The 24,801-nt window shown below is 73.9% G+C and carries 20 protein-coding genes and 1 tRNA gene; 9 read left to right on the top strand and 12 right to left on the bottom strand.

What is annotated here, in order from left to right:
* Window positions 1-86: 86 nt before the first annotated feature.
* Both H7A72_RS03735 and H7A72_RS03730 read right to left on the bottom strand, forming a co-directional pair.
* Window positions 87-163 (bottom strand) — tRNA-Met (locus H7A72_RS03735).
* Window positions 164-213: 50 nt separating this feature from the next.
* A complete protein-coding gene (locus H7A72_RS03730) occupies window positions 214-3,174 on the bottom strand; it encodes a UPF0182 family protein (RefSeq protein ID WP_185221671.1) in 2,961 nt (986 codons plus the stop codon).
* Window positions 3,175-3,219: 45 nt separating this feature from the next.
* Between H7A72_RS03730 and H7A72_RS03725 the strand changes: the two genes are divergently transcribed.
* Window positions 3,220-3,777 (top strand): PPA1309 family protein, encoded by a 558-nt coding sequence (locus tag H7A72_RS03725; protein WP_084450128.1) that lies wholly within the window; start codon window positions 3,220-3,222, stop codon window positions 3,775-3,777.
* 49 nt (window positions 3,778-3,826) lie between these two features.
* Here H7A72_RS03725 and H7A72_RS03720 read toward each other — a convergent pair whose 3' ends face one another.
* Window positions 3,827-4,924, bottom strand: coding sequence for a PDZ domain-containing protein (locus H7A72_RS03720; protein WP_084450127.1), 1,098 nt, complete (start codon window positions 4,922-4,924; stop codon window positions 3,827-3,829).
* 92 nt (window positions 4,925-5,016) lie between these two features.
* On the opposite strand from H7A72_RS03720, the gene H7A72_RS03715 reads away from it, so the two are divergent.
* The 4 genes from H7A72_RS03715 to H7A72_RS03700 all read left to right on the top strand — a co-directional run bounded on the left by H7A72_RS03715 (window position 5,017) and on the right by H7A72_RS03700 (window position 9,464).
* Window positions 5,017-6,465, top strand: coding sequence for a zinc-dependent metalloprotease (locus tag H7A72_RS03715; RefSeq protein WP_185221670.1), 1,449 nt, complete (start codon window positions 5,017-5,019; stop codon window positions 6,463-6,465).
* Window positions 6,462-7,010, top strand: a complete 549-nt coding sequence (locus tag H7A72_RS03710; protein WP_185221669.1) for an NUDIX domain-containing protein — start codon at window positions 6,462-6,464, stop codon at window positions 7,008-7,010. Before H7A72_RS03715 ends, H7A72_RS03710 begins: the two co-directional genes overlap by 4 nt.
* 188 nt (window positions 7,011-7,198) lie before the next feature.
* Complete coding sequence (locus H7A72_RS03705) at window positions 7,199-8,155, top strand: TOMM precursor leader peptide-binding protein (RefSeq protein WP_185221668.1); 957 nt, start codon at window positions 7,199-7,201, stop codon at window positions 8,153-8,155.
* Between the two features lie 298 nt (window positions 8,156-8,453).
* Entirely contained in the window at window positions 8,454-9,464 is a 1,011-nt protein-coding gene (locus tag H7A72_RS03700; RefSeq protein ID WP_223277771.1) for an AarF/ABC1/UbiB kinase family protein, read from the top strand.
* Here the strand turns inward: H7A72_RS03700 and H7A72_RS03695 are convergent.
* From H7A72_RS03695 to nudC, 6 genes are all read right to left on the bottom strand, one after another.
* A complete protein-coding gene (locus H7A72_RS03695; protein ID WP_185221667.1) occupies window positions 9,461-10,039 on the bottom strand; it encodes an HhH-GPD-type base excision DNA repair protein in 579 nt (192 codons plus the stop codon). The two genes, H7A72_RS03700 and H7A72_RS03695, sit on opposite strands and share 4 nt — an antisense overlap.
* Window positions 10,040-10,166: 127 nt before the next feature.
* Entirely contained in the window at window positions 10,167-10,298 is a 132-nt protein-coding gene (locus H7A72_RS16850) for a hypothetical protein (RefSeq protein WP_255494281.1), read from the bottom strand.
* Window positions 10,299-10,324: 26 nt separating this feature from the next.
* Window positions 10,325-10,591: a WhiB family transcriptional regulator gene (locus H7A72_RS03690; RefSeq protein ID WP_072623909.1), complete on the bottom strand. Its 267-nt coding sequence runs from the start codon at window positions 10,589-10,591 to the stop codon at window positions 10,325-10,327.
* Between the two features lie 132 nt (window positions 10,592-10,723).
* A complete protein-coding gene (locus H7A72_RS03685; protein ID WP_185221666.1) occupies window positions 10,724-10,897 on the bottom strand; it encodes a hypothetical protein in 174 nt (57 codons plus the stop codon).
* 114 nt (window positions 10,898-11,011) lie between these two features.
* Window positions 11,012-13,162 (bottom strand): ATP-dependent DNA helicase UvrD2, encoded by a 2,151-nt coding sequence (locus tag H7A72_RS03680; protein WP_185221665.1) that lies wholly within the window; start codon window positions 13,160-13,162, stop codon window positions 11,012-11,014.
* Between the two features lie 56 nt (window positions 13,163-13,218).
* Entirely contained in the window at window positions 13,219-14,139 is a 921-nt protein-coding gene (gene nudC / locus H7A72_RS03675; RefSeq protein ID WP_185221664.1) for an NAD(+) diphosphatase, read from the bottom strand.
* Between the two features lie 86 nt (window positions 14,140-14,225).
* On the opposite strand from nudC, the gene H7A72_RS03670 reads away from it, so the two are divergent.
* Window positions 14,226-15,746 (top strand): phosphotransferase, encoded by a 1,521-nt coding sequence (locus H7A72_RS03670; RefSeq protein WP_143445437.1) that lies wholly within the window; start codon window positions 14,226-14,228, stop codon window positions 15,744-15,746.
* A gap of 249 nt (window positions 15,747-15,995) precedes the next feature.
* Here H7A72_RS03670 and H7A72_RS03665 read toward each other — a convergent pair whose 3' ends face one another.
* Both H7A72_RS03665 and H7A72_RS03660 read right to left on the bottom strand, forming a co-directional pair.
* Window positions 15,996-19,298 carry an ATP-dependent DNA helicase gene (locus H7A72_RS03665; protein WP_185221663.1) on the bottom strand — a complete coding sequence of 1,101 codons (3,303 nt, stop codon included), beginning with the start codon at window positions 19,296-19,298 and terminating at the stop codon, window positions 15,996-15,998.
* Window positions 19,295-22,447 (bottom strand): ATP-dependent DNA helicase, encoded by a 3,153-nt coding sequence (locus H7A72_RS03660; protein WP_223277770.1) that lies wholly within the window; start codon window positions 22,445-22,447, stop codon window positions 19,295-19,297. Before H7A72_RS03660 ends, H7A72_RS03665 begins: the two co-directional genes overlap by 4 nt.
* 110 nt (window positions 22,448-22,557) lie before the next feature.
* Between H7A72_RS03660 and H7A72_RS03655 the strand changes: the two genes are divergently transcribed.
* The 3 genes from H7A72_RS03655 (at window position 22,558) to H7A72_RS03645 (ending at window position 23,884) form a co-directional block, all read left to right on the top strand.
* The gene (locus H7A72_RS03655; RefSeq protein WP_185221662.1) at window positions 22,558-23,211 is read left to right on the top strand and encodes a TetR/AcrR family transcriptional regulator; all 654 of its coding nucleotides are present in this window, start codon (window positions 22,558-22,560) and stop codon (window positions 23,209-23,211) included.
* Window positions 23,212-23,254: 43 nt separating this feature from the next.
* The gene (locus H7A72_RS03650; RefSeq protein WP_072623903.1) at window positions 23,255-23,473 is read left to right on the top strand and encodes a DUF3107 domain-containing protein; all 219 of its coding nucleotides are present in this window, start codon (window positions 23,255-23,257) and stop codon (window positions 23,471-23,473) included.
* A 141-nt stretch (window positions 23,474-23,614) separates the two neighbouring features.
* On the top strand, window positions 23,615-23,884 hold the full coding sequence (locus tag H7A72_RS03645) for a GlsB/YeaQ/YmgE family stress response membrane protein (protein WP_370543555.1): 270 nt from the start codon (window positions 23,615-23,617) through the stop codon (window positions 23,882-23,884).
* Between the two features lie 86 nt (window positions 23,885-23,970).
* Here the strand turns inward: H7A72_RS03645 and H7A72_RS03640 are convergent, their stop codons facing one another.
* Entirely contained in the window at window positions 23,971-24,672 is a 702-nt protein-coding gene (locus H7A72_RS03640; RefSeq protein ID WP_185221661.1) for a ferritin-like fold-containing protein, read from the bottom strand.
* Window positions 24,673-24,801: the final 129 nt, after the last annotated feature.

Raw genomic sequence — 24,801 nt, 5'->3', positions numbered from 1 at the left:
CCGGCACGCCCCGCCGCCCGCGGCCGTCTCGAAGGGACCCGGACATGCGAGAGGCCCTCGACCTGCTGGTCGAGGGCCTCTCGGAGTGGTAGCGGGGGCGGGATTTGAACCCGCGACCTCCGGGTTATGAGCCCGGCGAGCTACCGAACTGCTCCACCCCGCGTCGGTGTCTTGCGAGATGAAACTCTACGTGAACGAACGGGGCAGACCAAATCAGCCCTCGTCGAGGGTCGCCGACCCGCCTCCCGGCTGGGCCTCCGCGGCGTCCTCGAGGTGCTTGCGCAGCTCCTTCTGGGCCTTGTCGTAGGCCGCGAAGTCACCCTTCTTGAGCGCGTCCTGGCCCTCCTTGTAGGCCTGCTCCATCCCCGAGATCGCCGCACGCAGCTTCTTCTCGTCGGCCGTGAGGTTCTTCGGCTCGGTCGGCTCCTTCGGTTCCTCGGCCGGCTCGTCACCGCCGGCGTCTCCCCCTTCGCCCACGCCGGCGTCGCCGCCGAAGAGCTCGTCGAGGGCACCGTCGAGGCTCTGGCCCCAAGCGACCCGACCGGCGAAGGTCGCCACGACGATCCGCAGCTGCGGATAGCTCGTGCCCGACGCCGAGGAGATGTAGATCGGCTCGACGTGCAGGAAGCCCTCGCCGACGGGCAGCGCGAGCTGGTTGCCGAAGTGCACCTGCGACTCGCCGCGGTTGGCGTTGTTGAGGTAGTCGGTGAGCGTCTGCGTGCCCGAGCCGGTGGTCGACGTGGACGAGACGATGTTGTTCTGCACCTGGCCGACGCCGGGGACGGTCGTGTCGCGTGGCACCGACAGCAGGCGAAGCTGCCCGTAGCCGGCCGCCGGTTTGCCCGCTGCCGAGCCGGCATCACCGTCGGCCGACAGGTAACCGGCCATGACATTGCGGGTGCCGCGCGGGATGTAGGTCGAGGTGAGCGACCACACCGGCTGGCGCTGGTCGGGCATCGCGAGCGAGAGGAAGTAGGGCGGCTGGGCCACCCCGTCGTCGCCGCGCGAGGGGTCCTCGGGCACCCGCCAGCGGTCCTGGCCGGCGCGGAAGTCGCTCGCCGCGGTCACGTGGTAGTCGGCGAGCACGGCGCGCTGCATGCGGAAGATGTCCTCCGGGTAGCGCAGGTGCGACATCAGCTCGCCGCTGATCGACTCGGTCGACTTCAGCAGCCCGGGGAAGGCCTTGTCCCAGGCGTCGACGATCGGGTCGTCCTCGTCCCACTTGTAGAGCCGGACGGTGCCGTCGTAGGCGTCGACGGTCGCCTTGACGGAGTTGCGCATGTAGTTGATCCGGTCGCCGACGAGCGAGCTGCTGCGCTGGGTCTGGACCGAGGAGACCTGCCCCGACTGCACGCCCGAGATGGAGAAGGCCGTGCTGTAGGGGTAGTCGTTGGAGGTCGTGTAGCCGTCGACGACCCACTGGATGCGCCCGTCGACGATCGTCGGGTAGACGTCGTCGTCGAGGGTCAGCCACGGGGCGACGCGCTTGACCCGCTCCTTGGGCGTGCGGTGCTCGAGCAGCCGCGAGTCGCTGCCGACGGCATCGGAGAGGATGAACTTCACGTCGCGCTTGGTGATCGCGTAGGCGGCCTGCCGGGCGAGCGAGCCGATGCCGACGCCGCCCTTGCCCTGATAGGTGTAGCGTGACTCCTCGCCGCCGGTCGGCCGGTCGACCTCGCGCGGGGTCGAGGTGTCGCCCTGACCGACGATGGAGAAGTGCTGCATCTCCTCGCCGAAGTAGATCCGCGGCTCGTACTCGCCGAACTCGCTCGTCGGGCTGAGCCACTCGGGGTCGCCGCCGCGTGACTGCGCCCCGCGGGCCATGACGAGGCCGTAGCCGTGGGTGTAGACGGTGTGGTCGTTGACCCAGTCGCGCCGGTCGGAGGGCACCTTGTCGAGGTCGAGCTCGCGGGCGCCGACGACGACGTCGACCATGTCGCCGTCGATCTCGTAGCGGTCGACGTCGAGGTCGTCCTGGAAGGTGTAGTAGGGCTGCTGGGCCTGCAGCTCCTGGTAGGTGGGGCTGACGACCGCCGGGTCGAGCAGGCGGATGCCGGGGATGGAGTCGGCGTCCTCGCGCAGCTGGCCGGACGAGACGTCGGAGACCGCGTCGTAGGAGGAGGTCTTGACGTCGGTGACGCCGTAGGCGTCGCGGGTGGCGTCGATGTTGCGCTGGAGGTAGGGCTCCTCGAGCGAGTTGCGCGAGGGCGAGACCTTGTAGGTCTCGACGAGCGCCGGGTAGATCGAGCCGACGACGACCGACAGCACGACGAGGGTGCCGACGGCGATGACCGGCAGGCGCCACGAGCGCGAGCGCACCGAGGCGAGGAAGAGCCCGGCGCACATGGCCGCGGCGACGGCGAGGATGTACTTGGTCGGGACGATGGCGTGCGCGCCGGTGTACCCGACGCCGGTGAGGACCTCGCCCTCGCGCGTCGTCAGGCCGTGGGCGTCGAGGATGTAGCTCCACGCCCGCAGCAGCGCCAGCACGGCGGCGATGATCGCCAGGTGGAGGAAGGCCGCGCGGGTGGACCGGCCGCGGCCGGGCGGGACGATGCCGCCGTAGACGTAGTGGGTGAAGAGCGAGGCGAGCAGCGTCGCGATGGCCACGACGGTGAGGAAGCCGACGACGAAGCTCCACCACGGCAGCGAGAAGAGGTAGTAGCCGATGTCGCGGCCGAACTCGGGGTCGGTGGTGCCGGTCGAGCTGCCGTTGCGCCACAGCTTCCAGGTCTGCCACTGGGCGGCGGCGGCCAGTCCGCCGAGGATCCCCAGGACCGAAGGGAGGGCGATGGCCGTCGTGCGGCGGAAGGGTTCGATGGCGCTGCGGTACTGCGCGAGCGCGTGCTCACCGGCCGTCATCGGCACGGAGAGCGGCCGAGTGCGGTGGGCGAGCCACAGGCTCACCGCGATCGGGACCGCCGTGACGAGCCCGCCGACGACGAAGAGGAAGACCTGGGTGCGCAGCCGCGACCACCACATGCCGGAGTAGCCCAGGGACTGGAACCACAGCGACTCGGTCCACAGCGAGGCTGCGAGCGTCACCAGCACGATGACGGCTGCGATCGCCAGCAGCACCTTGGTCAGGCGTGACCGCGGCACGCGTGTGGAAGGGGGGTCCTCGCCTCGGGGCGGCGGCGCGCCCCCTTCGTCCGGCCAACTCGCGCTGCTCATGGTGAGGCCACCGTACCCAGCCCGCCTGAGCGGCCGTAGGGCAGCATGGTCTTCGTGCCCGACTCGTCACCAGACCCCACCCCCACCACCGAGCCGCTCGCGGTCGCCGCCCTCGAGACCGAGCGCCACGTCGCCGCCTCCGGGTGGGACCAGAACCCCCGCGTCTTCGCCCTCGTCGACACCGCAGCGCTCGCCGCGGCCGAGCCCCAGCTGGCCGCCTCGCTCACCGGCGACGCCGACCGCGCACCGGGCGCGCTCACCGCGATCGAGCAGGAGGACCTGCCGCGCACGGCCAAGCTCGAGTCGCTGCTCGGCCGGATGGCCTGGCCCGAGACCGTCGACGGGGTCGCCCTCGCCGTCGAGCGCATCGTCGTCCCGCCCGGCGCCGAGCGTGACCTGCCCGAGGACCCCGACGCCGCCGTCGATGCCCTCGCGGCGCACCCGCAGCGCGAGGACGTGCGGCTGCTCGTCGCGGTGCACCGTGACGGTCGGGCGGTGTGCCTGCTGCGCCAGCGGGCCAACGACCGCGACGACCGGGTGGCCACCGGCGAGGACATCGCCCCCGGCCTCGTCCACGCCCTGCGGGCGACGCTCGAGGACTGAGCCCTCCCCCTTCGCCCGCGGCCTCGGGGACATCAGGCGCGGTCGGCGGTCAGGAGGCGCGGGCCACGACCTGCTCGCACGTCTGCAGGTCGCCGGTCTCGCCGTCGGCGATGGCCTCGACGGTCTCGGTCGCCTCGTCGAAGTCGCCCACCGCCGCCACGCGCAGACCGTCGGGGACGTGCCCCACGACCTCGTCGCAATTGCTCTCGGGCGCCAGGAACCACTGCGCCCCACCGGCCTTGGCGCCGACGAGCTTTTGCTGGATGCCGCCGATCGGGCCGACGGTGCCGGCGTCGTCGATCGTGCCGGTGCCGGCGATCTGCTCGCCGCCGGTCAGCGGCCCCGGCGTGATCCGGTCGTGGACGGCGAGGGCGAACATCATGCCCGCGCTCGGGCCGCCGACGTCCCCGGCGTCGATCCGCACCTCGTAGGGGTAGTCGTACTTCGGCTCGAGGGCGATGCCGATGCCGGCCCGGCCGCCGCCGAGGTCGGTCGTCTTGATCTCGACCTCACGCTCGCGCCCCTTGCGCTCGACGGTCAGACGGACCGTGTCCCCGGGCGTGCGGTCGGAGATGGCGCTCACGATGTCGGCGACGTGCTCGGTGCGCTTGCCGTCGACCTCGAGCACCTCGTCCTCGAGCGCGAGACGCCCGTCGGCCGGCAGGTCCTCGGCGATCGTCGCGACGAGGTTGACCTGCGGCACCTTCACACCCGTGCTGCGCAGGCCGACCGCGATCGAGTTCTTCTGCGCGCCCTGCATCTGGGCGGTGTTCATCTCGCGGACCTCCTCGTCGGTGGTGTCCGCGGGGAAGACCTCCTCCTCGGGCAGCACCCGGGAGTCGCCGTCGAGGTGCCCGGCGACCCACTCCCAGACGTTGATGTGCCGCTCCGGTCCGCCGAGCACCCGCACGGTCGTGAAGTACAGGGCGCCGTCGGTCGGGTAGCTCTTGGTGCCCTTGACCCGCACGAGGTCGGTGCCGTCGTCGAGGGCGCCGAGGGTGTCGGTGACCGGCCCGGGCTTCTCGACCGCATAGGGGACCTTGATGAAGGTGCCGGCGAGGACGACGACGAGAAGCACGAAGGAGATCGCGAGGATCCACCGGGCGATGCGCTCGCTGCGCGGGATGGCAGACACCGGCTGGGTCACAGGGCCTCCTGACCCGGGTGGGAACCATCCGGGGCCGCTCGTGGTTGGGTTGAAGGACAGCACATCCTCTCAGGAAGAGAAGAGACGTCGACGTGAGCAACGACCCCAGCACCCCGTCCGGTTCCCCCGGGGACGACGGTCTGCCCCCGGAGATCGCGCGGATCTTCCGCGACCTCAACGGCGGCCGTGACCTGCCGCCCCAGGTCGTCGAGCAGCTCAAGGCGATGGGCATCGCCGATGCCGACCCCGGCCAGGTGGCCGCCATGACCTCCCAGATCAAGTCGATGTTCACCCCCGGTGCCATGACGAAGGGGGTCGACGTCGCCTCCGCGACGACCGCCGCCCGCGAGGCCGCCGAGGACGAGGACCACGAGATGGGCGAGCGCGAGCGGGGCCTGGCCGAGCAGGCCGCCCACGTCGCGTCGATGTGGCTCGACCGGGTGACCGATCTCGAGGCCCCGGGGCTCACCGGTGCCGCGCTCTCGCGCAGCGAGTGGATCGAGGAGACGATGCCGGTCTGGGCCTCGCTCGTCGACCCGGTCGCCGACGGCCTGTCCGCCGCGATCCGCGACTCCTTCACCTCGCGGCTCCAGGGGCCCGACGCACCCGACCTGCAGGCCCTCGGTCTGCCGGCCGGCATGGACCTGTCGATGCTCACGCAACAGCTGGCCCCCTTCGTCGACACGATGGCGTCCTCGCTCATCACGGGCCAGACCGCCGAGGCCGTGGGCGCGCTCTCCTCCGACACGCTCACCGCCACCGAGGCCGGGGTGCCGCTGCTCAGCGGTCGGGTGGGGCTGCTGCCGGGCAATGTCGCGGCCTTCGCCGAGGGGCTCGACGTCCCGCTCGACGAGGTGTGGCTGCACCTGGCGGCGCGCGAGGCCGCGCGCACCCGCCTCTTCACCGCCGTCCCGTGGATCGGCCCGCAGATCCTCGCCGCGATCCAGTCCTACGCCCGCGGCATGGCCATCGACACCGACGCCATCGACGCGGCGGTGCGCGAGGTCGACCCGAGCGACCCGTCGGCGATCCAGGAGGCCCTCACCGGCGGCTTCCTCAACCCGACGCCGACGGCGGCCCAGCGCGCCGCGCTCGCCCAGCTCGAGACCTGGCTGGCGCTCGTCGAGGGGTGGGTCGACCACGTCGCGGCCAGTGCCACCGCCGACCACCTGCCGCACACCGCGGCGATGACCGAGACGATCCGGCGCCGGCGGGCGACCGGTGGGCCGGCCGAGCGGACCTTCTCCGGGCTCGTCGGCCTCGAGCTGCGGCCACGACGGCTGCGCGATGCCGCCAACCTCTTCGCCGCGCTCGAGGAGCGGGTCGGGGCGAGCGGTCGCGACGGTGTGTGGGCGCACCCCGACGTGGCGCCGACCGCCGGCGACCTCGACGACGTCCTCGGCTTCGTCGAGCGCACCGCGGCCGGCGAGGGCAGTGGCGAGCGCAGCGACCTCGACGACGTCCTCGAGTCGATCCTGCGTGAGGCCGACGAAGGCGGCTCTGCCGCAGGCGGATCCGACTCCTCCCCCGGCGACCGGTGAGCACGCACGCCCACCTCGACGCCGACCTGCACGAGCTGCTGACCGGCTGGTCCGCGCCCTCGTCCGAGCAGGAGCGGCTGCGCCTGGACTACCTCGCGCACCTCGCCGCGCACGAGGACGCGAGCGCCAAGGCGGGCCCGCCCGCGCACTTCACCGCGTCGTGCCTCGTCGTCGACGAGCCCCGCGAGCGGGTGCTGCTCACCCTGCACCGCAAGGTCGGCCGGTGGCTGCAGTTCGGCGGGCACATCGAGGCGAGCGACCCCAGCATCGCCGCGGCGGCCCGGCGCGAGGCGATCGAGGAGTCCGGGCTGCCCGCCGGCTCCCTGCGGTTGCTGCCCGAGCTCGCCCAGCTCGACCGGCACGCGCTCGGGTCGGGCTTCACCCGCTGCACCGAGCACCTCGACCTGCGGTGGGTCGCCGTCGCCACGGCCGGCGCCGAGCCGGTCGTCTCCCCGGAGTCGATCGACGTCGCGTGGTGGCCGGTCGCCGCCCTCCCCCAGGACGCCGACGCCTCCATCCGCGCCCTCGTCTCTGCATTGCCGTAGGGCAATGCGGCCTCCTGCCCCTTCGTCTCTGCATTGCCGTAGGGCAATGCGGGCTCCTGCCCCCTCCGGACTGCATTGCCGTAGGGCAATGCAGCCTCCTGGGCGGGGCCTGTGGATGACGCGGGAGGCGGGGCGGCGATCTCCGGCAGAGTGGGCGGACCACCAGCCGCCCACCCGAAGCAGCCGCCATGCCCCACCCACCGCACGACCCGGCGCCCGCCACGCGCCGTCCGGACCTCGACCGCCCGCCGCGCGAAGCGCCTCCCGGCCCCCTGCGCCGGGCGCGGCTGCACCCCCTTCGTCGTCCTGACGGCAGCGTCCAGCTGGGCACCGGCCCACGGGCCACCCGTCTGCTCGGGCTGAGTGACGACGAGCTGCGGTGGCTCGCGACCCTCGACCCCGGGCGGGCGCTCACCGAGGCCGTGACGACGGCGGCACTCGAAGGCATCGAGCCGACCCGCGCCGCCGACGTCCTCGACCGGCTCGTCTCGCTCGGCCACATCGCTCCCGTCGACACCGCCCGGCCGCCGCGGGTCGCCGTCGTCGGGGCCGGCGCGCTACCGGCCCTGCTCACCGACGTGCTCCGGCAGGGCGAACAGGTCGACGTCACCCGGGTCCGCCCGGGAGACGCGACGAGCGTGGACCTGGCCGTCGTCGTCAGCCCGGCACCGGCCGATCCCGCGGCCGTCCACCCGTGGCTGGCGGCGCGGACACCCGTCCTGCCGCTGTGGTGCCAGGCCGAGCACGCGAGCATCGGCCCCGTCATCACGCCCGAGGGCCGGCCCTGCCTGCACTGCCTCGACCTGACCCGGGTCGGTGTCGACCCCGACTGGCCCTACCTGCGGGCCCAGCTCGTGCGGCCGCGCGTCGCAGGCCCCGAGCCGGCCGATGCCTCGCCCGCGGTGCGTCTGCTCGCTGCCGGGCTGACGACGGCGCTCGTCCTCGACCACCTCGCGGGGAGGGTGACGACGCCGGAGTGGTCCTTCGAGGTGGCCACCCCGGGCCCCACGCTCGAGCGGCATCGCTGGCCCGCCCACCCCGGCTGTCCGGAGTGCGGTGACCGCCTCCTCCGCGCCACGACCGACACCACGACCGAAGGGGGGTCCACCCCGGTCTCAGGGTGGGACGACACAATGGCCGGGTGAACCAGATCCCACGCCGTGCCGCCGGCCGAGCCGCGCGGCTGGCCGCCGTCCCGATCGGCCACGCCGGGCGCAGCGCGGCGCGGTGTGGGTCGACGGCTCACCGGCACGCCCGCAGACGTCGTCACCGAGGAGATCCAGCGCCGCACGGCCGAGCAGCTCTTCGCCGTCCTCGGCTCGCTCAAGGGCGGCGCGATGAAGGTCGGGCAGGCCCTGTCAGTCCTCGAGGCGGCGATGCCCGAGGAGATGGTCGAGCCCTACCGCGAGATGCTCGTGCGACTGCAGGACGCCGCTCCCCCCGATGTCGACCGAGCAGGTCCACGAGGTGCTGCGCCGCGACCTCGGGCCCCGGTGGCGCGAGCAGGTCGACATCGAGGACGCGCCCGTCGCCGCGGCGTCGATCGGGCAGGTGCACCGGGGCATGGCCGCCGACGGGCGCGAGGTCGCGGTCAAGGTGCAGTACCCCGGTGCCGACACGGCGCTTCGCTCGGACCTGCAGCAGATCGCCCGACTGGCGCGGGTCGCGACGACCTGGATGCCCGGCGTCGACATCAAGCCGGTGACCGAGGAACTGCTCGCCGCGGCCGATGAGGAGCTCGACTACGCCCTCGAGGCGGCCAACCAGCGCGCCTTCGCCGAGGCCTTCCGCGACGACCCGCACGTCGCCGTCCCCGACGTCGTCCTGCACACGCGGCACGTCATCGTCGGCGAGTGGCTCGCCGGCGCCCCACTCAGCCAGGTCATCCGAGAGGCCGACCAGGACGTGCGCGACCGGGTCGGCCAGCTCTACCTCGAGTTCCTCCTCGACGGCCCCGGGCGGGCCGGGCTGCTCCATGCCGATCCGCACCCGGGCAACTTCCGACTCACGCCCGACGGGCGCCTCGGCGTCATCGACTACGGCGCGGTGGCCCGGCTGCCCCATGGCATCCCGCCGGTCGTCGGGCGCCTCGTGCGCCGGGCCCTGGCCGACGACGCCCAGGGGGTCGTCGACGGGCTGCGCGCCGAGGGCTTCATCCTCCCCGGGATCGAGGTCGACGCCGACGAGGTGCTCGCCTACCTGCTCCCCTTCGTCGAGCCGCTGCGCGAGCCCGAGCACGCCTTCACCCGCGAGTGGCTGCGCGCTGCCGCGCGCGGTGTCACCGACCTGCGAGCGCCGGAGTTCGCCACGGGGCTGCGGATGAACATGCCGCGCGAGTACGCGATGATCCACCGCGTCTTCGTCGGCGCGACCGGCGTGCTGTGCCAGCTCGGCGCGACGATTCCGGCCCGCGGATCGATGGAGCGCCTGCTGCCGGGCTTCGCCGAGGGTTAGCCCTTCGCGGCCTTCGCCTTGGCCTTCGCGGCCTTCTTGTAGTCGCGGACCTCCTGCAGCGAGGTCTCGTCGGTGACGTCGGCGACCGAGCGGCGCGACCCGTCCTCGGCGTAGGGGCCGATCGCCTCGCGCCAGCCAGCCGGTCGTACACCGAGCTGCTTGCCCAGGAGCGCGGCGAAGATGCGCGCCTTCTGGTCGCCGAAGCCGGGCAGGGCCTTCAGCCGCCCCACGATCTCGGCCGGGTCGTCGGTCGTGGTCCAGATGCGCGTGACGTCGCCGTCGTACTCGTCGCGGACGACCTCGGCGACGGCCTGGATGCGCCCGGCCATCGAACGGCCGTAGCGGTGCACGGCAGGCGGGGTGGCGCACAGGTCGGCGAGCTCCTCCGGGTCCGCCGCCGCGAGCTTCGCCGGGTCGAGCGAGCCGAAGCGCTCCTTGACCTTGGCCGGGCCGGCGAAGGCGCGCTCCATCGGGAACTGCTGGTCGAGCAGCATCCCGAGCAGCAGGGCGAAGGGGTCGGAGGAGAGCAGCTCGTCGGCGGTCTCGTCCTGGGCGATGCGCAGCGTGGTGACCATGTGCACCAGAGTGCCACGCTCCTCCCTTCGCCCTCCCCACCAACGACAACAGGCCCCACCCGGGGCATCGGGTGGGGCCTGTCGGCCTCTCGGGCGGGGTCGTGATCTACGCCGCCGGTGATCGCGCTCATCGGAAGCTCAGGTGAGCGGGTCGAGGGTCCTGCCGGCGGGCGAGCAGCTCACGCCGCTCGACCTCGGGGACGTAGGCCAAGGGCCGGTCCGTGGTCCGCAGCCGGGGCATCTTGGGGAACTTCATCATGTCGGTGCCTCCTCTCGTGATCTCGATCAGGCGGGGATGGGGTGCTTGCGGGGGCGGCCACGCGGCCGCTTGCGGGGGATGACGCGTCCGGAGTCGAAGAGCTCTCCGCCCCAGACGCCCCAGGGCTCGCGGCGCTCGAGGGCGCCGTCGAGGCACATCTGCTGGAAGGGGCAGGACTGGCACAGGGCCTTGGCGTACTCGACGCCCGCGGGCGTCTCGGCGAACCAGATCTCCGGCTCCTCGGCCTGGCACGGCGTCAGTCGCTGTATCGGTGGGTGGGTCGTGGTCGTCACGTCGGGTTCTCCTGGTGGCGTGTGATGCGTGGTGTGGCGGGTGCTTGTGGCGGTGCCGGGACACGACGAAGGCCGCGGTTCCCGGGTGTCGGGATGCCGCGGCCTGTAGAGGAGGACCTGTGAGTCCGTCTCCTAGACGGGAGGTCCTGCAGGGCGCGGGTCCACGACGAAGGGGGTCTTCGGCTCAGCGGCCAGGGTGCGGCCGCGGTCGGTGAAGACGCCGGTGGCGCCGCCGATGCAGAGATCGGCGGACGGCACGAGGGCAGCCCAAGACTCCGGGATGAGGTTCATCGTGATGTTGTCCATGGGTCCTGCCCTCCTCTCGTCGACGCGCTCTCGGATCACACGCGTGGGTATGTCCGACTGACAACGTCCAACCTAGAGCACACCCGCCGGGTGCGCCACCGAATTAATCGCGGATCAGTCCTCGGGCTCCCCGACGGCCGCCTCGGCGACCTCGTCGGGGTCGGCTCCGCCGACGACGGCGAGCACCTGGTCGGCGTAGAGCGAGAGCTTGCGCGGACCGACACCGCTGATCGCCGACAGGTCCCGCTGGTGGGCCGGCTCGGCCTCGGCGATCGCCTCGAGGGTGGCATCGGTGAAGACGACGAAGGCGGGCACGGACGCCGCCCGGGACACCGCGAGCCGCCAGGCGCGCAGCCGCTCGAAGGTCGCCTCGTCGTAGGTGGGCGGGCAGTCGGGGCATCGGCCGGAGGCCCGCTCGGTTGCCGTGCTCAGCTCGGTGCCGCACACCTTGCACACCTTGGGCCGGGAGGGCTTCAGGGGGCCGGAGCCGCGAGCAGCCTTGGCGCGCTTGGGCGTCGAGCGTGCGCCCTCGCCGAGGATCGAGCTCGCCTGGTCGAGGAAGCGGCTGACCCGGCGGGTGCCGCGGGCCCCGGGCGTGCGAGCGCGCGCCCACGACAGGTGGAGCACCTCGCGCGCGCGGGTCACCCCGACGTACATGAGCCGCCGCTCCTCCTCGATCTCCTCCGGCCCCTCGGCCATCATGATCGGCAGCAGCCCGTCGGAGCAGCCGGCGAGGAAGACGACGTCCCACTCCAGGCCCTTGGCCGCGTGGAGGGAGGCGAGGGTCACGCCCTCGACGTCGGGGGCGTGCTGGGCGGCGATCCGCTCGTCGAGGTCGCGGACGAGATCGGGCAGCCGCGCGTCGGGCGTGGTCGAGGACAGTCGGCCGGCGAGGTCGACGAGCGCCTTGAGCGACTCCCACCGGGCCCGCACCGCACCGGAGCTCGACGGTGGGTCCTCGTGCCAGCCCATGCCACCGAGCACGTCACCGACGAAGGCCGGCAGCGGCTTGCTCCCGTCGTCGGTGCGGGCGGCGCCGCGCAGCAGGAGCACCGCCTCGCGGACCTCCTTGCGGGAGAAGAAGCGCTCGCCCCCGCGCACGAGATAGGGCACGTCGGCGTCGGCGAGCGCCGACTCGAAGGCCTCCGACTGGCCGTTGGTCCGGAAGAGGATCGCGATCTCGCGCAGCGGTCGCCCCTGGGTGACGAGCTCCTTGACCTTGCCCGCGACCCAGGCGGCCTCCGCCGGGTCGTCGTCGAGCGCCATGAGCGAAGGGGCATTCCCCCCTTCGCGCTGCGGCACCAGCTCGACGGCGCCGCCGCGACGCTGACCCTGGGCATCGGTCAGCAGGCGGTTGGCGAGGGCGAGGACGGGCGGGGTGGAGCGGTAGTTGCGCACGAGGCGCACGGTCGCCGCCCCGGGGTGCGTCGCGGTGAAGCGCAGCAGGTGCTCGGGGGTGGCTCCGGTGAAGGAGTAGATCGTCTGAGCGGGGTCGCCGACGACGCAGATGTCGCCGCGGTTGCCGAGCCACAGGTCGAGCAGCCGCTGCTGGAGGGCGTTGACGTCCTGGTACTCGTCGACGACGAAGTGCCGGTACTGGTCGCGCACCGTGCGGCCGATGTCCTCGCGCTCCTCGAGGATGCCGACGGTGAGCAGCAGGACGTCCTCGAAGTCGATGACCCCGCGCTCGCCCTTGACGTCCTCGTAGGTGGCGATGAGCCGGGCCATGGCGGTCAGGTCCATGCCGGGCGCCTCGCGGCGGGCCCGGCGAGCGGCCTCGGGGTAGGTCTCGGGCGTGAGGAGCGAGACCTTGGACCACTCGATCTCGGCGGCGACGTCGCGCAGCTCGCTGCGGTCGAGGCGCATGCCCATGCGGGAGGCCGCCTCGGCGGCGGCCGGCACCTTGTGCGCCATGACCTCGGGCGCGGCCCCGCCGATGGCCTGCGGCCAGAAGTAGTGCAGCTGCCGCAGGGCCGCCGCGTGGAAGGTGCGCGCCTGGACCCCGACGACGCCGAGGTCGCGCAACCGCGTGCGCATCTCGCCGGCGGCGCGGGCGGTGAAGGTCACCGCGAGCACCCGCTGCGGCTGGTAGGCCCCCGAGCGCACGCCGTAGGCGATGCGGTGGGTGATCGCCCGGGTCTTGCCCGTGCCGGCTCCCGCCAGCACCACCATCGGCCCACTGGGGTGGGCCGCGACCTCGCGCTGCTCGGGATCGAGGCCGGCGAGGATGTCGTCCGCGGTCTGCAGCTCGGGCGAAGGGGTCACCCCGGCACTCTCTCACCCGTCACGGACACCGCCCGCGTCGAGGGGCGGGCCCGGGCTCAGACCTCGTCGAGCCGGTGCCCGAGCCAACCCTCGATGAGCCGCGACGAGATCGACAGCCGACCGGCGGCCCGCAGGTAGCCCTCGCGCAGCTGGCTGCGGAACTCCTCGCGGGTGAACCAGCGCGCCTCGGCGATCTCGTCGGGTTGCGGGGTGATGTCGGTCGTCGTGGCGCGGGCGGTGCAGCCGATCATCAGCGACGCCGGGAAGGGCCACGGCTGGTCGGCGACGAAGCGCACGTCGTTCACCGCCACCCCGGTCTCCTCCGACACCTCGCGGGCGACCGCCCCGGCGATCGTCTCGCCGGGCTCGAGGAATCCGGCAAGGACGGAGAAGCGACCCTCCGGCCAGCCGATGTTGCGGGCGAGGAGGAGCCGGTCGGCGGCGTCGGTGACGGCCATGATGACCGCGGGGTCGGTGCGCGGGTAGTGCTCGGAGCCGTCCTGAGGGCAGCGCCTGACCCACCCCGACTGGACGACCTCGGTCGCGGCGCCGCAGCGCGGGCAGCACGGGTGGCGCACGTGCCAGTTGGCCAGGCCGAGCGCCGTCGCGAAGAGACTCGCCTCCTGCGGCGGCAGCTGGGCGGCCACGGTGCGCAGGTCGGCGAAGGGGGCGGCGTCCAGGCGTTCCTCGCGCGGCACCGGCTCCCGGGGTGGCGCGGGGTGGCAGGTGGCGACGTGGGCGATGCCGTCGACGAGACCGAGGTGGACGAGCAGCCCGTCGGCGTCATCCGGCTGCGGTGGTCGCAGGGCGAGCCGGCCGTCAGGACGAAGGGGGGTCCGCTCGCCCCGCAGCTCGAGGACGCGTGTGGTCGGGTCCGCGAGGAGCCGCGGCAGGAGGTCGGGGTCGGACCGCCGCACACCGTCGCGGTCGGTGTCCGAGGCGGTCATGGGCAGGTCGCGCATCGGTTCGAGGTCCACCTCGCCCACAGTAGGCCCGCCACGGATCCCTCGCGTCACGGGCGTCGCTCCCGCCCTCCGGGCCGCCGGACTCGTACGGTGGGCGGGTGACCTCTCGTGGACCGCTGACTCTCGCCGCTCTGGCCAGCGCTGCCGTGCCCGGCCTCGACCCCGACTCGGTCGAAGGAGTCGTGACGCCGGCGGTCTCCCCCTTCGACGTCGCCTTCGTCCAGGACCACGAGCACCGACGGTGGGTGGTGCGCAGCCCGCGCACGCCCGCTGCGTCCGCGCAGCTCGAGCAGTCGGCCGCGCTCCTGGCGCTGCTCGCCCGGCGGCTGACGATGCCCGTCCCGGCGGTCCGGGGCTGGGCGGCCCTGCCCGAGGGCGGACGGGCCTGCGTCACCTCCTACCTCACCGGCCGGCTCGTCGACCTCGAGTCGATCGCACCCGGGTCCCGGCTCGCCGCCGGACTGGGCCGGGCGCTCGCCCAGCTGCACAACCTCGACACCCGCGTCTACGAGGAGGCCGGTGTCCCGGTCTACGACGCGGCGTCCTACCGCACCCGTCGCCTCGCCGAGCTGGACCGCGCGGCGGCCACCGGCCGCGTGCCCACCGGGCTGCTCGCTCGCTGGGAGGGCATCCTCGACGACGCGTCGCTGTGGGGCTTCGCCGCGACGCCGACGCACGGCGCCATCGGCCCCGGCACGGTCCTGGCCACTCCCGACGACGGCGAGGAGCCTGACGTCAAGGGTCTGCTCGGCTGGGAGTCGGCCCAGGTCGCCGACCCGGCCGACGACCTCGCCCCCCTCGTCGGCGAACTGCATCCTGAGGCGCTCGACACCGTCCTCGAGGCCTATGCCCACGCCCGGGTCGAGCGCCCGGACCAGCACCTCCAGCGGCGGGCCCGGCTCGTGCACGAGATGCAGCTCGTCCGCTCGATGATGGTCGCCGTCGCCGCCGGTGACGACACGGGCGCCGAGCAGCGCGCCGCCGAGCTGCGTCGCCTCGACAAGCAGCTGGCTGCCGAGGAGGCCGCCGAGCAGTCCCGACTCCCCGAGCCGAAGGGGGAGGACCCCGCCGCGGACGAGGCCCCCGACGAGACCTCCGACGACGCGCCCGACGCGAAGGCCGGCACGACCACCACCCAGCCCGTCGCCACCGCTGCCGCGGCTCAGGCCGCCGAGTCGGACGAGGACCAGGCCGTCGAGGTCGAGCCCACCGGACCCGCGCAGCCCGTCAAGGTCGAGGCACCCGACGCCGTCGACGAGCCTTCGGACGACGGCGAGGCCCCCGAGGCCGCTGCCGACGCCGAGGACGACGCCACCGACGCGAACCTCGACACGGAAGCGACCACCGACGCGGACGCGGACACCGGCCAGGACGCGGGCGAGACCACCGACGCGGACACCGGCCAGGACGCGGGCGAGGCCACCGACGCGGGCGAGGCCACCGACGCGGCCGCGGAAGCACCGGCCGAGGCAGGCGCGCCGACCGAGGCAGGCGAGCCCGAGGAGGTCCCCGTGGCCGTGCCGCGGCAGGGCCACGGGGACCACGAGACCGCCGAGATCGTCCCGATCAACGACGAGGACGACGGCGACGACATCATCCCGGTCCTCCCCCGCCGCTGACCTGCCCCACCCCCTTCGCATTGCCCTACGGCAATGCAATCACCACGTCGCATTGCCCTACGGCAATGCAGTCACCAGGCCGCATTGCCCTACGGCAATGCCGTCACCACGCTGCATTGCCCTACGGCAATGCAGTCACCCGGTCCGGCTCCACGGGAGGGGCCTGACCGTGACCCACCGTACGGAGCAACGGCGTAGGCACGCCCGCGCCCCGACACCCCGCCCACCAGGGCGGCGGCACCGCGGCGGTCAGGCGACGACCTCCCCGAGGAGCCGCACGACCTCGTCCTCGTCGAGCAGGCGAGGGCGGGTGGTCTCGCCGGTCGCGGCGTGGAAGAAGGCCCCCCGGACGCGGGCGGGGTCGAGCCCGCGCCACCGCGCGTAGGCGATCCGGTAGGCCGACAGCTGGACCGCGCGGACCTGCGCCTCGTCGCCCCGGGGCGGGCGGCCGGTCTTCCAGTCGACGACGGTCACGCCACCGTCGTCGTCGGCGAAGACCGCGTCGACGCGGCCGCGCACGGCGTGCTCCCCGATGACGGTCTCGAGGGAGAGCTCGACCTCGAGGGGCACCCGCTCGGCCCACTCGCTCGCCAGGAAGTGCTCCTGCATCGTGGCCAGGTCGGCGTCACCGAGCGATTCGTCGGCGCTGCCGGGCATCTCGAGCAGGTCGACCAGCCCCGCGTCGGCGTAGTGCTGCTCGACCCACGCGTGGAAGGCCGTGCCCCGCCGCCCGGCCACCTGCGGCGGCTGCGGCATCGGGCGTCGCAGGTCGAGGGCGAAGGCCCCGGCGTCACGCGCCAGCGAGACGAGCTGCGAGGTCGACAGGTGCGCGGGCAGCTCGACCTCGACGTCCTCGTCTCGGGCGCGACGGCGCTGCTCCCGCTCCCGCAGGAGCAGCCGCATCGTCGCGTCGATCTCGTCGGGCTCGGCACCGGCGTCGCCGCCTCCCCCGGCACCGTCAGCCGCCACGGCGCCCGCCGCCCCGTCACCGCCAGCCGTCCCGGCACGCGCGGCCATCGCCGCCGCCGCGGCCTCCAGCACAGGGCGCTCCGGCGCCGGCTCACCGCCGGGCCAGACCACCTGCCGGCCGACCTCGAGGGCGGGGTTGGTCGCCTCTTTGGTCTCGGGCATGTCCGCCCAGCCGAGCACCTCGACCGGCCCGGCCGCGAGCGCCTCGTCGAGGAAGCGTGACTGCAGCCGCGGCTGCTGCCCCGTCGCCCCCCAGACCCACGAGCCAAGGAGCAGCTGGCTGCGTGCGCGGGTGAAGGCGACATAGGCCAGCCGCCGCTCCTCGAGGAGCCCGTGCTCGCCGTTGTCGGCCCGGTAGCGCCCCAGCTCCTCCTGCAGAGGCTTGGTCTCGGCCAGGGACAGGTCGAGCTGCGGCAGGCCTTCGCGGTCGCCGCGCAGCGGGAAGGGGACCCCGTCGAGCCCGGTGATCCACCCCGAGTCGTTGACCTGCCCGACGACCCACTGCCCGTCCTTGAGCGAAGCTCGTGACAGGTGCGTCGGGAAGACGCCCTCCGCCAGCCCCGGCACGGCGACGACGTCCCACTCCAGCCCCTTCGCCGCGTGGCAGGTGAGGATTTGCACGGCGTCCTTGGTCGGCTCGACGACCGGCTTCTCCAGCCCGCGCTCCTGCTCGACCGCCGCCTCGATCCAGTCGATGAACCCGCCGAGCGTCGGACGGTCGGCGCTCGAGGCGAACTGCGCCGCCACGTCGGCGAAGGCGTCGAGGTGCGCCCGCGCGGCTCCCGGGGACCAGCCGGGGCGCGCGAGCACCTCGACGTCGACCCCGAGCTCCCGCTCGGCCTCCCCGACGAGGTCGGGCAGGGGCACGCCGGCCTGCCGTCGCAGCCGCGCGACCATCGCCCCGATGTGCTGCAGCCGGCGCAGGGCGCTGCCGCTGATCGTCTGCCCGCCGTCCCCGATCCACCCGGGCTCGGGCAGCCGGTCGAGCGCGTCGACGATCGTCACCGTGTCGTCGGGCCCGGGTGGGGGTGCGTCGTCGCCGAGCTCGGCCCGCGCCTCGCGCGCGAGGTGTCGCGCCCAGGTGCCGAGACCGTCGAGGTCGGCCGGCCCGAGGAGCCCCGGCGGCCCGGTGAGCAGCCGCATGAGCCGGTCGCCGCGCGAGGGGTCCTGCACGACCGTGAGCAGCGAGATGACGTCGGCGACCTCGGGCGTGAGCAGCAGCCCGCCGAGCCCCACGACCTCGTGCGGGATGTTGCGTGCCGCGAGCGCCTCGGCCACGAGGGTGAACTGGCTGCGCTTGCGGCACAGCACCGCCGCCGTGCGCCGACCGTCTCCGCGCCGGGTCGCGATCCACTCGGCGACCTGCGCCGCCTCGTCGTGGGCGGTCTCGACCCGCAGCGCCTGCACCTGCCCCTGGCCGGCCCCGGGGCGAGGACGAAGGGGGGTCACCGGCACACCGCTCACGGCGCCCAGCGGCCCGGCCACGGCATTGGCGACGGCGAGGATCGACTCGTCGTTGCGCCAGCTCGTCGACAGGTGCTTGACGGGGGCGGCCTCCCCTGCGGTGGCGAAGGACCGCGGGAAGGTCGCCAGCGTCGTCGCGCTCGCCCCGCGCCAGGCGTAGATCGACTGGTGCGGGTCGCCGACGGCCGTGACCGCGGCCGGGGCCTGCCCGGCGGGGGCGAAGAGCTCGCGCATGAGGACCAGCTGCGCCTCGGAGGTGTCCTGGAACTCGTCGAGCAGCACGACCCGGAAGCGGTCGCGCTCGGCCTGCCCGAGGTCGGGGAAGCGCGTCGCCAGGGCGGCCGCGAGCGCCATCTGGTCGGAGAAGTCCATGACCGACCGCTCCCGCTTGACCTCGCGGTAGCGCTCGACGATCGGCAGCACGAGACGCTGCTGCGCCATGGGCGTCATGACCTTGCCGCGGAAGTCCTTGGTGAAGTCCTTGCCCGCGGCGGCCACGCCCTCGAGGTGCGCGAGGGTCCGCCGGGCGAAGTCGTCGACCTCGGCCGGCGAGCGCAGGTGCTCGGCCAGCTCGCCCGCGAGCGAGACGACGGCATTGGTCACCGTCGACTCGGTCTTGTCGATGTCGGCCATCGGCCCGTCCCAGGCGACGACGACCTCGTGCGCGAGCTGCCAGGTGGCGGCCTCGGAGAGCAGGCGGCTGTCCTTTTCGTAGCCCAGGCGCAGGGCGCCCTCACGGACGAGGCGACCGGCGTAGGCGTGGTAGGTCGAGATCGTCGGGGTGCCACCGAGTCCGTCGGCGTCGGGCTCCTGCGGCGGCGACCAGACCCCCGCCGACTCGAGCGTCGCCAGACGTCGCCCGACCCGCTCGGCGAGCTCGCCGGCCGCCTTGCGGGTGAAGGTCAGACCGAGGACCTGCTCGGGGGTGACGAGGTCGTTGGCCACGAGCCACACGACGCGCGCGGTCATCGTCTCGGTCTTGCCCGAGCCGGCGCCGGCGACGACGAGCAGCGGCTCGAGCGGTGCCTCGATGATCTCGCGCTGCTCGTCGGTCGGCGGGTGCTCCTGACCGAGGGCACGGGCCAGGTCGACGGCGGAGATGCGGGGCGGGTGGCTCATCGCAGTCGGCCTCCTTCTTCGTGGGCGGGGCAGGACGAGCGGACCGGGCAGATGCGGCACCGGTTGTCCTCGGGCCGGGCGACGAAGGTCGCCGCGGCCATGCCGTCGGCCGTGTCGGTGATCAGGTCGTGGAAGTGGCGCGGCTCGTCGCTGTCGGCGATCGGCTGCTGCTCCTGCACGGCGTTGCGGGAGGTGCGGGCCCGCCCGAGGTGGACGAGCGCCGCACCGGCGCCCTCGCGCCCGTGCTCGCCGAAGCCGCCCTCGGCGATGGCCACCTGGTAGGAGCCGAGCTGCGGGTGCTCGACGAGCTCGGCGGCCGTGGGCGCGGACGCCCCGGTCTTGTAGTCGATGACCCGCAACCGCCCCTGCTCGTCGGCCTCGAGCCGGTCGACGCTGCCGCCGAGCACCGCGCGCCCGAGCTCGACCCGGAAGCCCGCCTCGGTCGCGACCGGGCGCCACCCCTCGGCCCGGGCCCGCTGGTGGTACTCGGCCAGCCAGTGCACCATCTGACGGGCTCGCTCGAGCTTCTGGTCGGTCACCCACCCCGGGGCCATCCCCAGCTCGGGCCACCTCCGCTCGAGCTCCGCGAGGAAGGCCGCCTCCCCCGCGTCACCGAGCTCGTGGGCGATGTCGTGGACGAGCGTGCCGACCTCCTGCGAGACGCTGCTCGGACCGTCTCCGCCCGACGACTGCAGCAGCCACCGCAACGAGCACTCGCCGAAGAGCGCCACCCGCGAGGGGCTGACGCGCACCGGGTCGTCGGGGCCGCGCAGCGCCCGGGTGTCGCTGAGGTCGCGCAGGGCCCACCACGTCGACGGCGCCGCCCCGGGCACGCCGGCTGCGGCGAGGTGCGCCAGGCGGGCGACCGCGCGGGCCACGACCCCGGAGTCGGTGCTCGCGAGCCGCTGCCGCAGCACGGCGACGAGCCCGGTGAGGTCGAGCGGCGCCGGCACGTCGGTCGGCTCGCGCCGGCTGCCGTCGTCGTGGCGCGGGTCGACGACGTCCAGGTAGACCGAGGGCTGCTCGTCCTCGGCCGCGACGGCCGTGACGACGACCCGCTCGGTGGCGCGGGTGAGCGCGACGTGGAAGAGCCGCGTCTCGTCGTGGCGCACCGCGGTCGCCGCACCGGCACCCGTGCGGTCGCGACCGGTGACGACGTCGACGAGCCGCTCGGACCCCAGCAGCGAGCCGCGCAGCCGCAGGTCGGGCCAGACGCCCTCCTGCACCCCGGCCACGACGACGGTGTGCCACTCGCGTCCGGCGGCGGTCTGCGGGGTGACGAGGGCGACCGCGTCGGCGTCGGGGCTGCGGGCCGCCAGCGAGTCGGCGGCGACGGCCTGCCCGGCGACCGCGTCGAGGAAGGCGTCGGGCCCGGACGCGGGCAGGGCGTCCTGGTGGGCGGCGGCGGCGTCGAAGAGCGCGACGACCGCGTCAAGGGCACGGTCGGCCCGGGCACCCACGGAGCCACCGGCGAGCGCCGTCGAGCGCCAGGCGTCGGCGACCCCGAGTGCCTGCCACAGCTCCCACAGGACCGACTCGGCGGACACGCCCGGGGCCCAGCCGGTCTCGGTCGTGGTGGCTGCCGCCCGCCCCGCCGCGAGGGCCACAGCCAGACGACGAAGGGGGCCCACGTCGTCACCGAGGTGGGCCAGCCGCTCAGGGTCGAGGACGACCTCGCCGAGCAGCTCGTCGCTCGTGCGGGTGCCCCCCGCGGCGAGCTCCTCGTGGCGCAGCACCCGCCGCAGCCGGCGGACCGCCACGGTGTCGGCGCCGACGATCGGGCTGGTGAGCAGATCGAGCACGTCGGGGGCCTCGAGCGCGTCGATGCGGCCGCGCGCGAGGTCGACGACCACGGTGAGCAGCTGCAGCAGCGGCCGGGCCGCCGGCTCGTCGCGCACCGGCACCCGGTGGGCGTCACCCTGCACGGGCACCCCGCGCGCGGCGAGCACCCGGCGCAGGGTCGCCTGCCGGGCCGAGCCGCGCACGACGACCGCCAGCTGCCGCCACGGCACACCGCCGAGCAGGTGCGCGGCGCGCAGCTCGTGGGCGACGAAGGCCGCCTCCTGCGCGCTCGAGTGGAGCACGTGGGCCTCGACGACGCCACCGTCGGCCGCGGGTGCCGCCCCGCGCTGCGCGCCGCCGCCGAGCGCGGCGATCTTGGGGGTCACCCGCGCTGCTGCAGCGTGCACGGCGGCGGGCAGCCGGTGACCCCGCGTGAGGACGTGGGTCTCCTCGTCGCGCCCGGGCCACGGGTCGACGAGGTGGTGCGGGTCGGCCCCGCGGAAGCCCTGGACCGTCGCGTCGGGGTCGCCGACGAGGACGAGGTCGACGCCGCTGCCGGTGAGCACGCGCAGCAGCCGGGCCGCGGGCGCGGTGAGCTCGTGGGCGTCGTCGACGACGACGACGCGCAGCCCGGACCGCACCCGGTCGCGGGCCTCGGGGTCGTCCTCGAGCAGCTCGGCGGCGGCCGCGAGCACCCACGCCGGGTCGAAGGCCCCCGGCCGCGACAGCGCGGTCACCTCGTCGTACTCACGGGCGACCTGCGCGGCGGCGACCCACTCGGGCCGCCCGTGCTCGCGCCCGAGGGTCGCCAGGTCGTCGGGCGAGACGCCGTGCTCGATGGCCCGCATGAGCAGGTCGCGCAGCTCCTCGCGGAACCCACGGGTCGGCAGCGCCTCGGCGAGGTCGTCGGGCCACGCCGGCCCGCCGCCGGACTCGCGGTGGCCGGCGAGCAGCTCGCCGAGCACGAGGTCCTGGTCGGCGCCGGAGAGCAGGCGCGGCGCCGGCTGGCCGAGGAGCGCCGCCTGCTGCCGCAGCACCGCGAAGCCGAGCGACTGCATCGTGCGGGCCATCGGCTCGGTCGTCGCCCCGGTGAGGCCGGCGGTCACGGCATCGCGTGCCTCGGCGGCGGCGAGCCGGGTCGCGGCGACGAGCAGCACCTCGTCGGGCCGGCACTCCCCCCGCCGCACCCGGTCGAGGACCGCGGCCACGGCCACCGTGCTCTTGCCGGTGCCGGGGGCGCCGAGCACCCGCACGAGGTCGGCCCGGGAGGCGATGGCGCACGCCTGCTCCTCGTCATGACGAAGGGGGGCGCCCGCCCCCTTCGTCACGGGTCGCCGCAGGTGCACGCTCGCCAAGTCCTCAACCACGACGCCATCCCATCACCTCGACCCGACAGCCTCCCCGGCGCACGAGCCGTCACTACCGCGCAGTAGGATCCTGTGACCCACCACACGGTGGGCTGATCCTCGGAGGAACCATGAGCTCCCACGCGACCGGCACCCGCGTCCAGCGGATGCCCCGCGCCCAGCGACGGGCCCAGCTGCTCGGCGCGGCGCTGACCGTCTTCGTCTCCAAGGGCTACCACGCGGCCGCGATGGAGGACATCGCCGACGAGGCCGGGGTGTCCAAGCCGGTGCTCTACCAGCACTTCCCGGGCAAGCTCGACCTCTACCTCGCCCTCCTCGACAACCAGTGCGACCACCTCGAGACGCTCGTGCTCGAGGCGCTCAACTCCAGCGAGGACCACGAGGAGCGCGTCTACGCGACGGTCCGCGCCTTCTTCACCTTCGTCGCCGACGAGGGCGGCGCCTTCCGCCTGATCTACGAGTCGGACCTGACCAACGAGCCCCAGGTGCGCCACCGCATCGACGCCCTCGAGGCCCAGCTCGGCGAGGCGATCGCCCAGCGGATCATCCAGGACACCACGCTGCCGCTCGAGCTGGCCGAGATGCTCGGCCTGGCGATGTCCGGCGCGGCGCAGGTCATGGCCCGCACCTGGCTGGCGCACGGCTCGCAGTTCCCGCTGGAGGTCGCGGCGCAAGCCGCGGGTCACCTCGCCTGGCGCGGCATCGGCTCCTTCCCCGTCAACCGCATGGGCGACCCCGACCGTGGCACGCCCGGGCAGGAGTGACACGATGAGCGCGAGTCACAGCACCGACAACCAAGGAGTGACCGTGGAGGTCAAGATCGGGATCCAGAACGTCGCCCGCGAGGTCGTCCTCGAGGCGAGCGGCTCCGAGGCGGAGATCGAGGCCGCCGTGCAGGCCGCGCTCGACGGTGGCGCGCTCGTGCTCACCGACGACAAGGGCCGCCGCGTCATGGTCCCCGCCGGCGCGCTCGGCTACGTCGAGGTCGGCGAGCCGAGCCGTGGTCGGGTGGGCTTCGGCGCCTGATCGCCGGGGCCGCCGCGCCCACATCGTCACTTCCTGAGATTCGCCCCACCCGTCTCAGGAGTCTATGTTGGTCACGGAGCCCGCACGGGCTACCTGAGCGCGTCCGCTCACCCCTGTCGGGCGCAAGAAGGAGTGATTGCTGTGCTGTGGACCATCATCGTCACCGTCATCTTCGGTGCCATCATCGGCGCCCTCGCCCGTCTCGTGCTGCCGGGCAAGCAGAGCATCTCGACGCTCGTCACCGTCGTCCTGGGCATCCTCGGTGCCCTCATCGGCTCGTGGGCCTACACGGCGCTGTCGGGCAACGAGACGACCAACGGCATCGACTGGATCGCTCTCATCCTCGGCGTCATCGCCGCCGCGATCCTGATCGTCGTCTACGGCATGGTCGTCGGCCGCAAGCAGGTCTGACGCACGAGCGCGAAGGGGGGTCCCGCCGAGTCGGCGGGACCCCCCTTCGTCATGTCGTGGGGCTGCAGACGGTGACGGCAGGCGCCTCAGGCCGACATGCCGAGGCGGGCCATCCGCTGCTGGTGCCGGTCGGTGAGCCGCTGCATGAGCTCGCCGACCTCCTCGAGGGTGGCGCCGGGCCGGTCGTGGCTCAGGCCGAGGACGAGCTCGCTGAGGGCCTCGCGCTGGGCGGCGACGACCTGCCCCTGGGTGAGGGCCTCGCCCATGAGCCGTCGGCCCCACAGCGCGAGCGGCCCACCACGGCGCGGGTCCTGCCTGATGCCGCGACGCACCGCGGTGACGATCGTGTCGCGGTCGGCCTGCAGGCCACCGGTCTGCTCGATGACCGCCCGGGCCGCGGGGTCGACGTAGCGCGAGATCTCGACGAAGAAGTCGCGCGCGATGCCGTCACCGATGTAGGCCTTGACCATGCCCTCGAGCAGGTCACGTGGCCGGGTGCGCGCGTGGTAGGCCTCGAAGGCGTCCTCGAAGGGCGCCATCGCGGCGACCGGGTCACCGCCGAGGGCGACGATGTGGTCGCACAGCTGCTCGTGGCTCTGGAACTCGCGCACCGCCATGCGCGCCAGCGCCCGCTTGAGGACGAGGTCACGGGCCATCTCGGAGTCCGCCGCCATCCGGGTGAAGCCGGAGATCGAGCCATAGGCGATGACCCCGAGGAGCTCGATCGTCCCCTCGCGCTCGCGGTCGCCGAGCTCGGGCACGGACGAAGGGGGAAGCTGCTCGCTCATGGGTCGCAGCCTAGTGGCGCACCGGCCTCGTTTCGGCTCCGGGAGGGGGTCGCGGGTAGCATGACGACGACCAGCGGTGCCCGGTCGGCATCCTTTGCCCCGGACGAGACGTCCGGCGCGGTCGCCCCA

The organism is Janibacter sp. YB324, from assembly GCF_014217915.1.
In the GTDB taxonomy this organism is placed as follows: Bacteria; Actinomycetota; Actinomycetes; order Actinomycetales; family Dermatophilaceae; genus Janibacter; species Janibacter indicus.
This window is presented reverse-complemented; position numbering and strand designations above follow the sequence as displayed.

Coding starts and splice junctions, on each gene's coding strand:
- H7A72_RS03685 (WP_185221666.1), bottom strand. CDS start 10,897: ATGGACAACATCACGATGAACCTCATCCCGGAGTCTTGGGCTGCCCTC.
- H7A72_RS03695 (WP_185221667.1), bottom strand. CDS start 10,039: ATGGTCACCACGCTGCGCATCGCCCAGGACGAGACCGCCGACGAGCTG.
- H7A72_RS03700 (WP_223277771.1), top strand. CDS start 8,454: ATGTCGACCGAGCAGGTCCACGAGGTGCTGCGCCGCGACCTCGGGCCC.
- H7A72_RS03725 (WP_084450128.1), top strand. CDS start 3,220: ATGGTCTTCGTGCCCGACTCGTCACCAGACCCCACCCCCACCACCGAG.
- H7A72_RS03730 (WP_185221671.1), bottom strand. CDS start 3,174: ATGAGCAGCGCGAGTTGGCCGGACGAAGGGGGCGCGCCGCCGCCCCGA.
- H7A72_RS16850 (WP_255494281.1), bottom strand. CDS start 10,298: ATGATGAAGTTCCCCAAGATGCCCCGGCTGCGGACCACGGACCGGCCC.
- H7A72_RS03640 (WP_185221661.1), bottom strand. CDS start 24,672: ATGAGCGAGCAGCTTCCCCCTTCGTCCGTGCCCGAGCTCGGCGACCGC.
- H7A72_RS03705 (WP_185221668.1), top strand. CDS start 7,199: ATGCCCCACCCACCGCACGACCCGGCGCCCGCCACGCGCCGTCCGGAC.
- H7A72_RS03655 (WP_185221662.1), top strand. CDS start 22,558: ATGAGCTCCCACGCGACCGGCACCCGCGTCCAGCGGATGCCCCGCGCC.
- H7A72_RS03665 (WP_185221663.1), bottom strand. CDS start 19,298: ATGAGCCACCCGCCCCGCATCTCCGCCGTCGACCTGGCCCGTGCCCTC.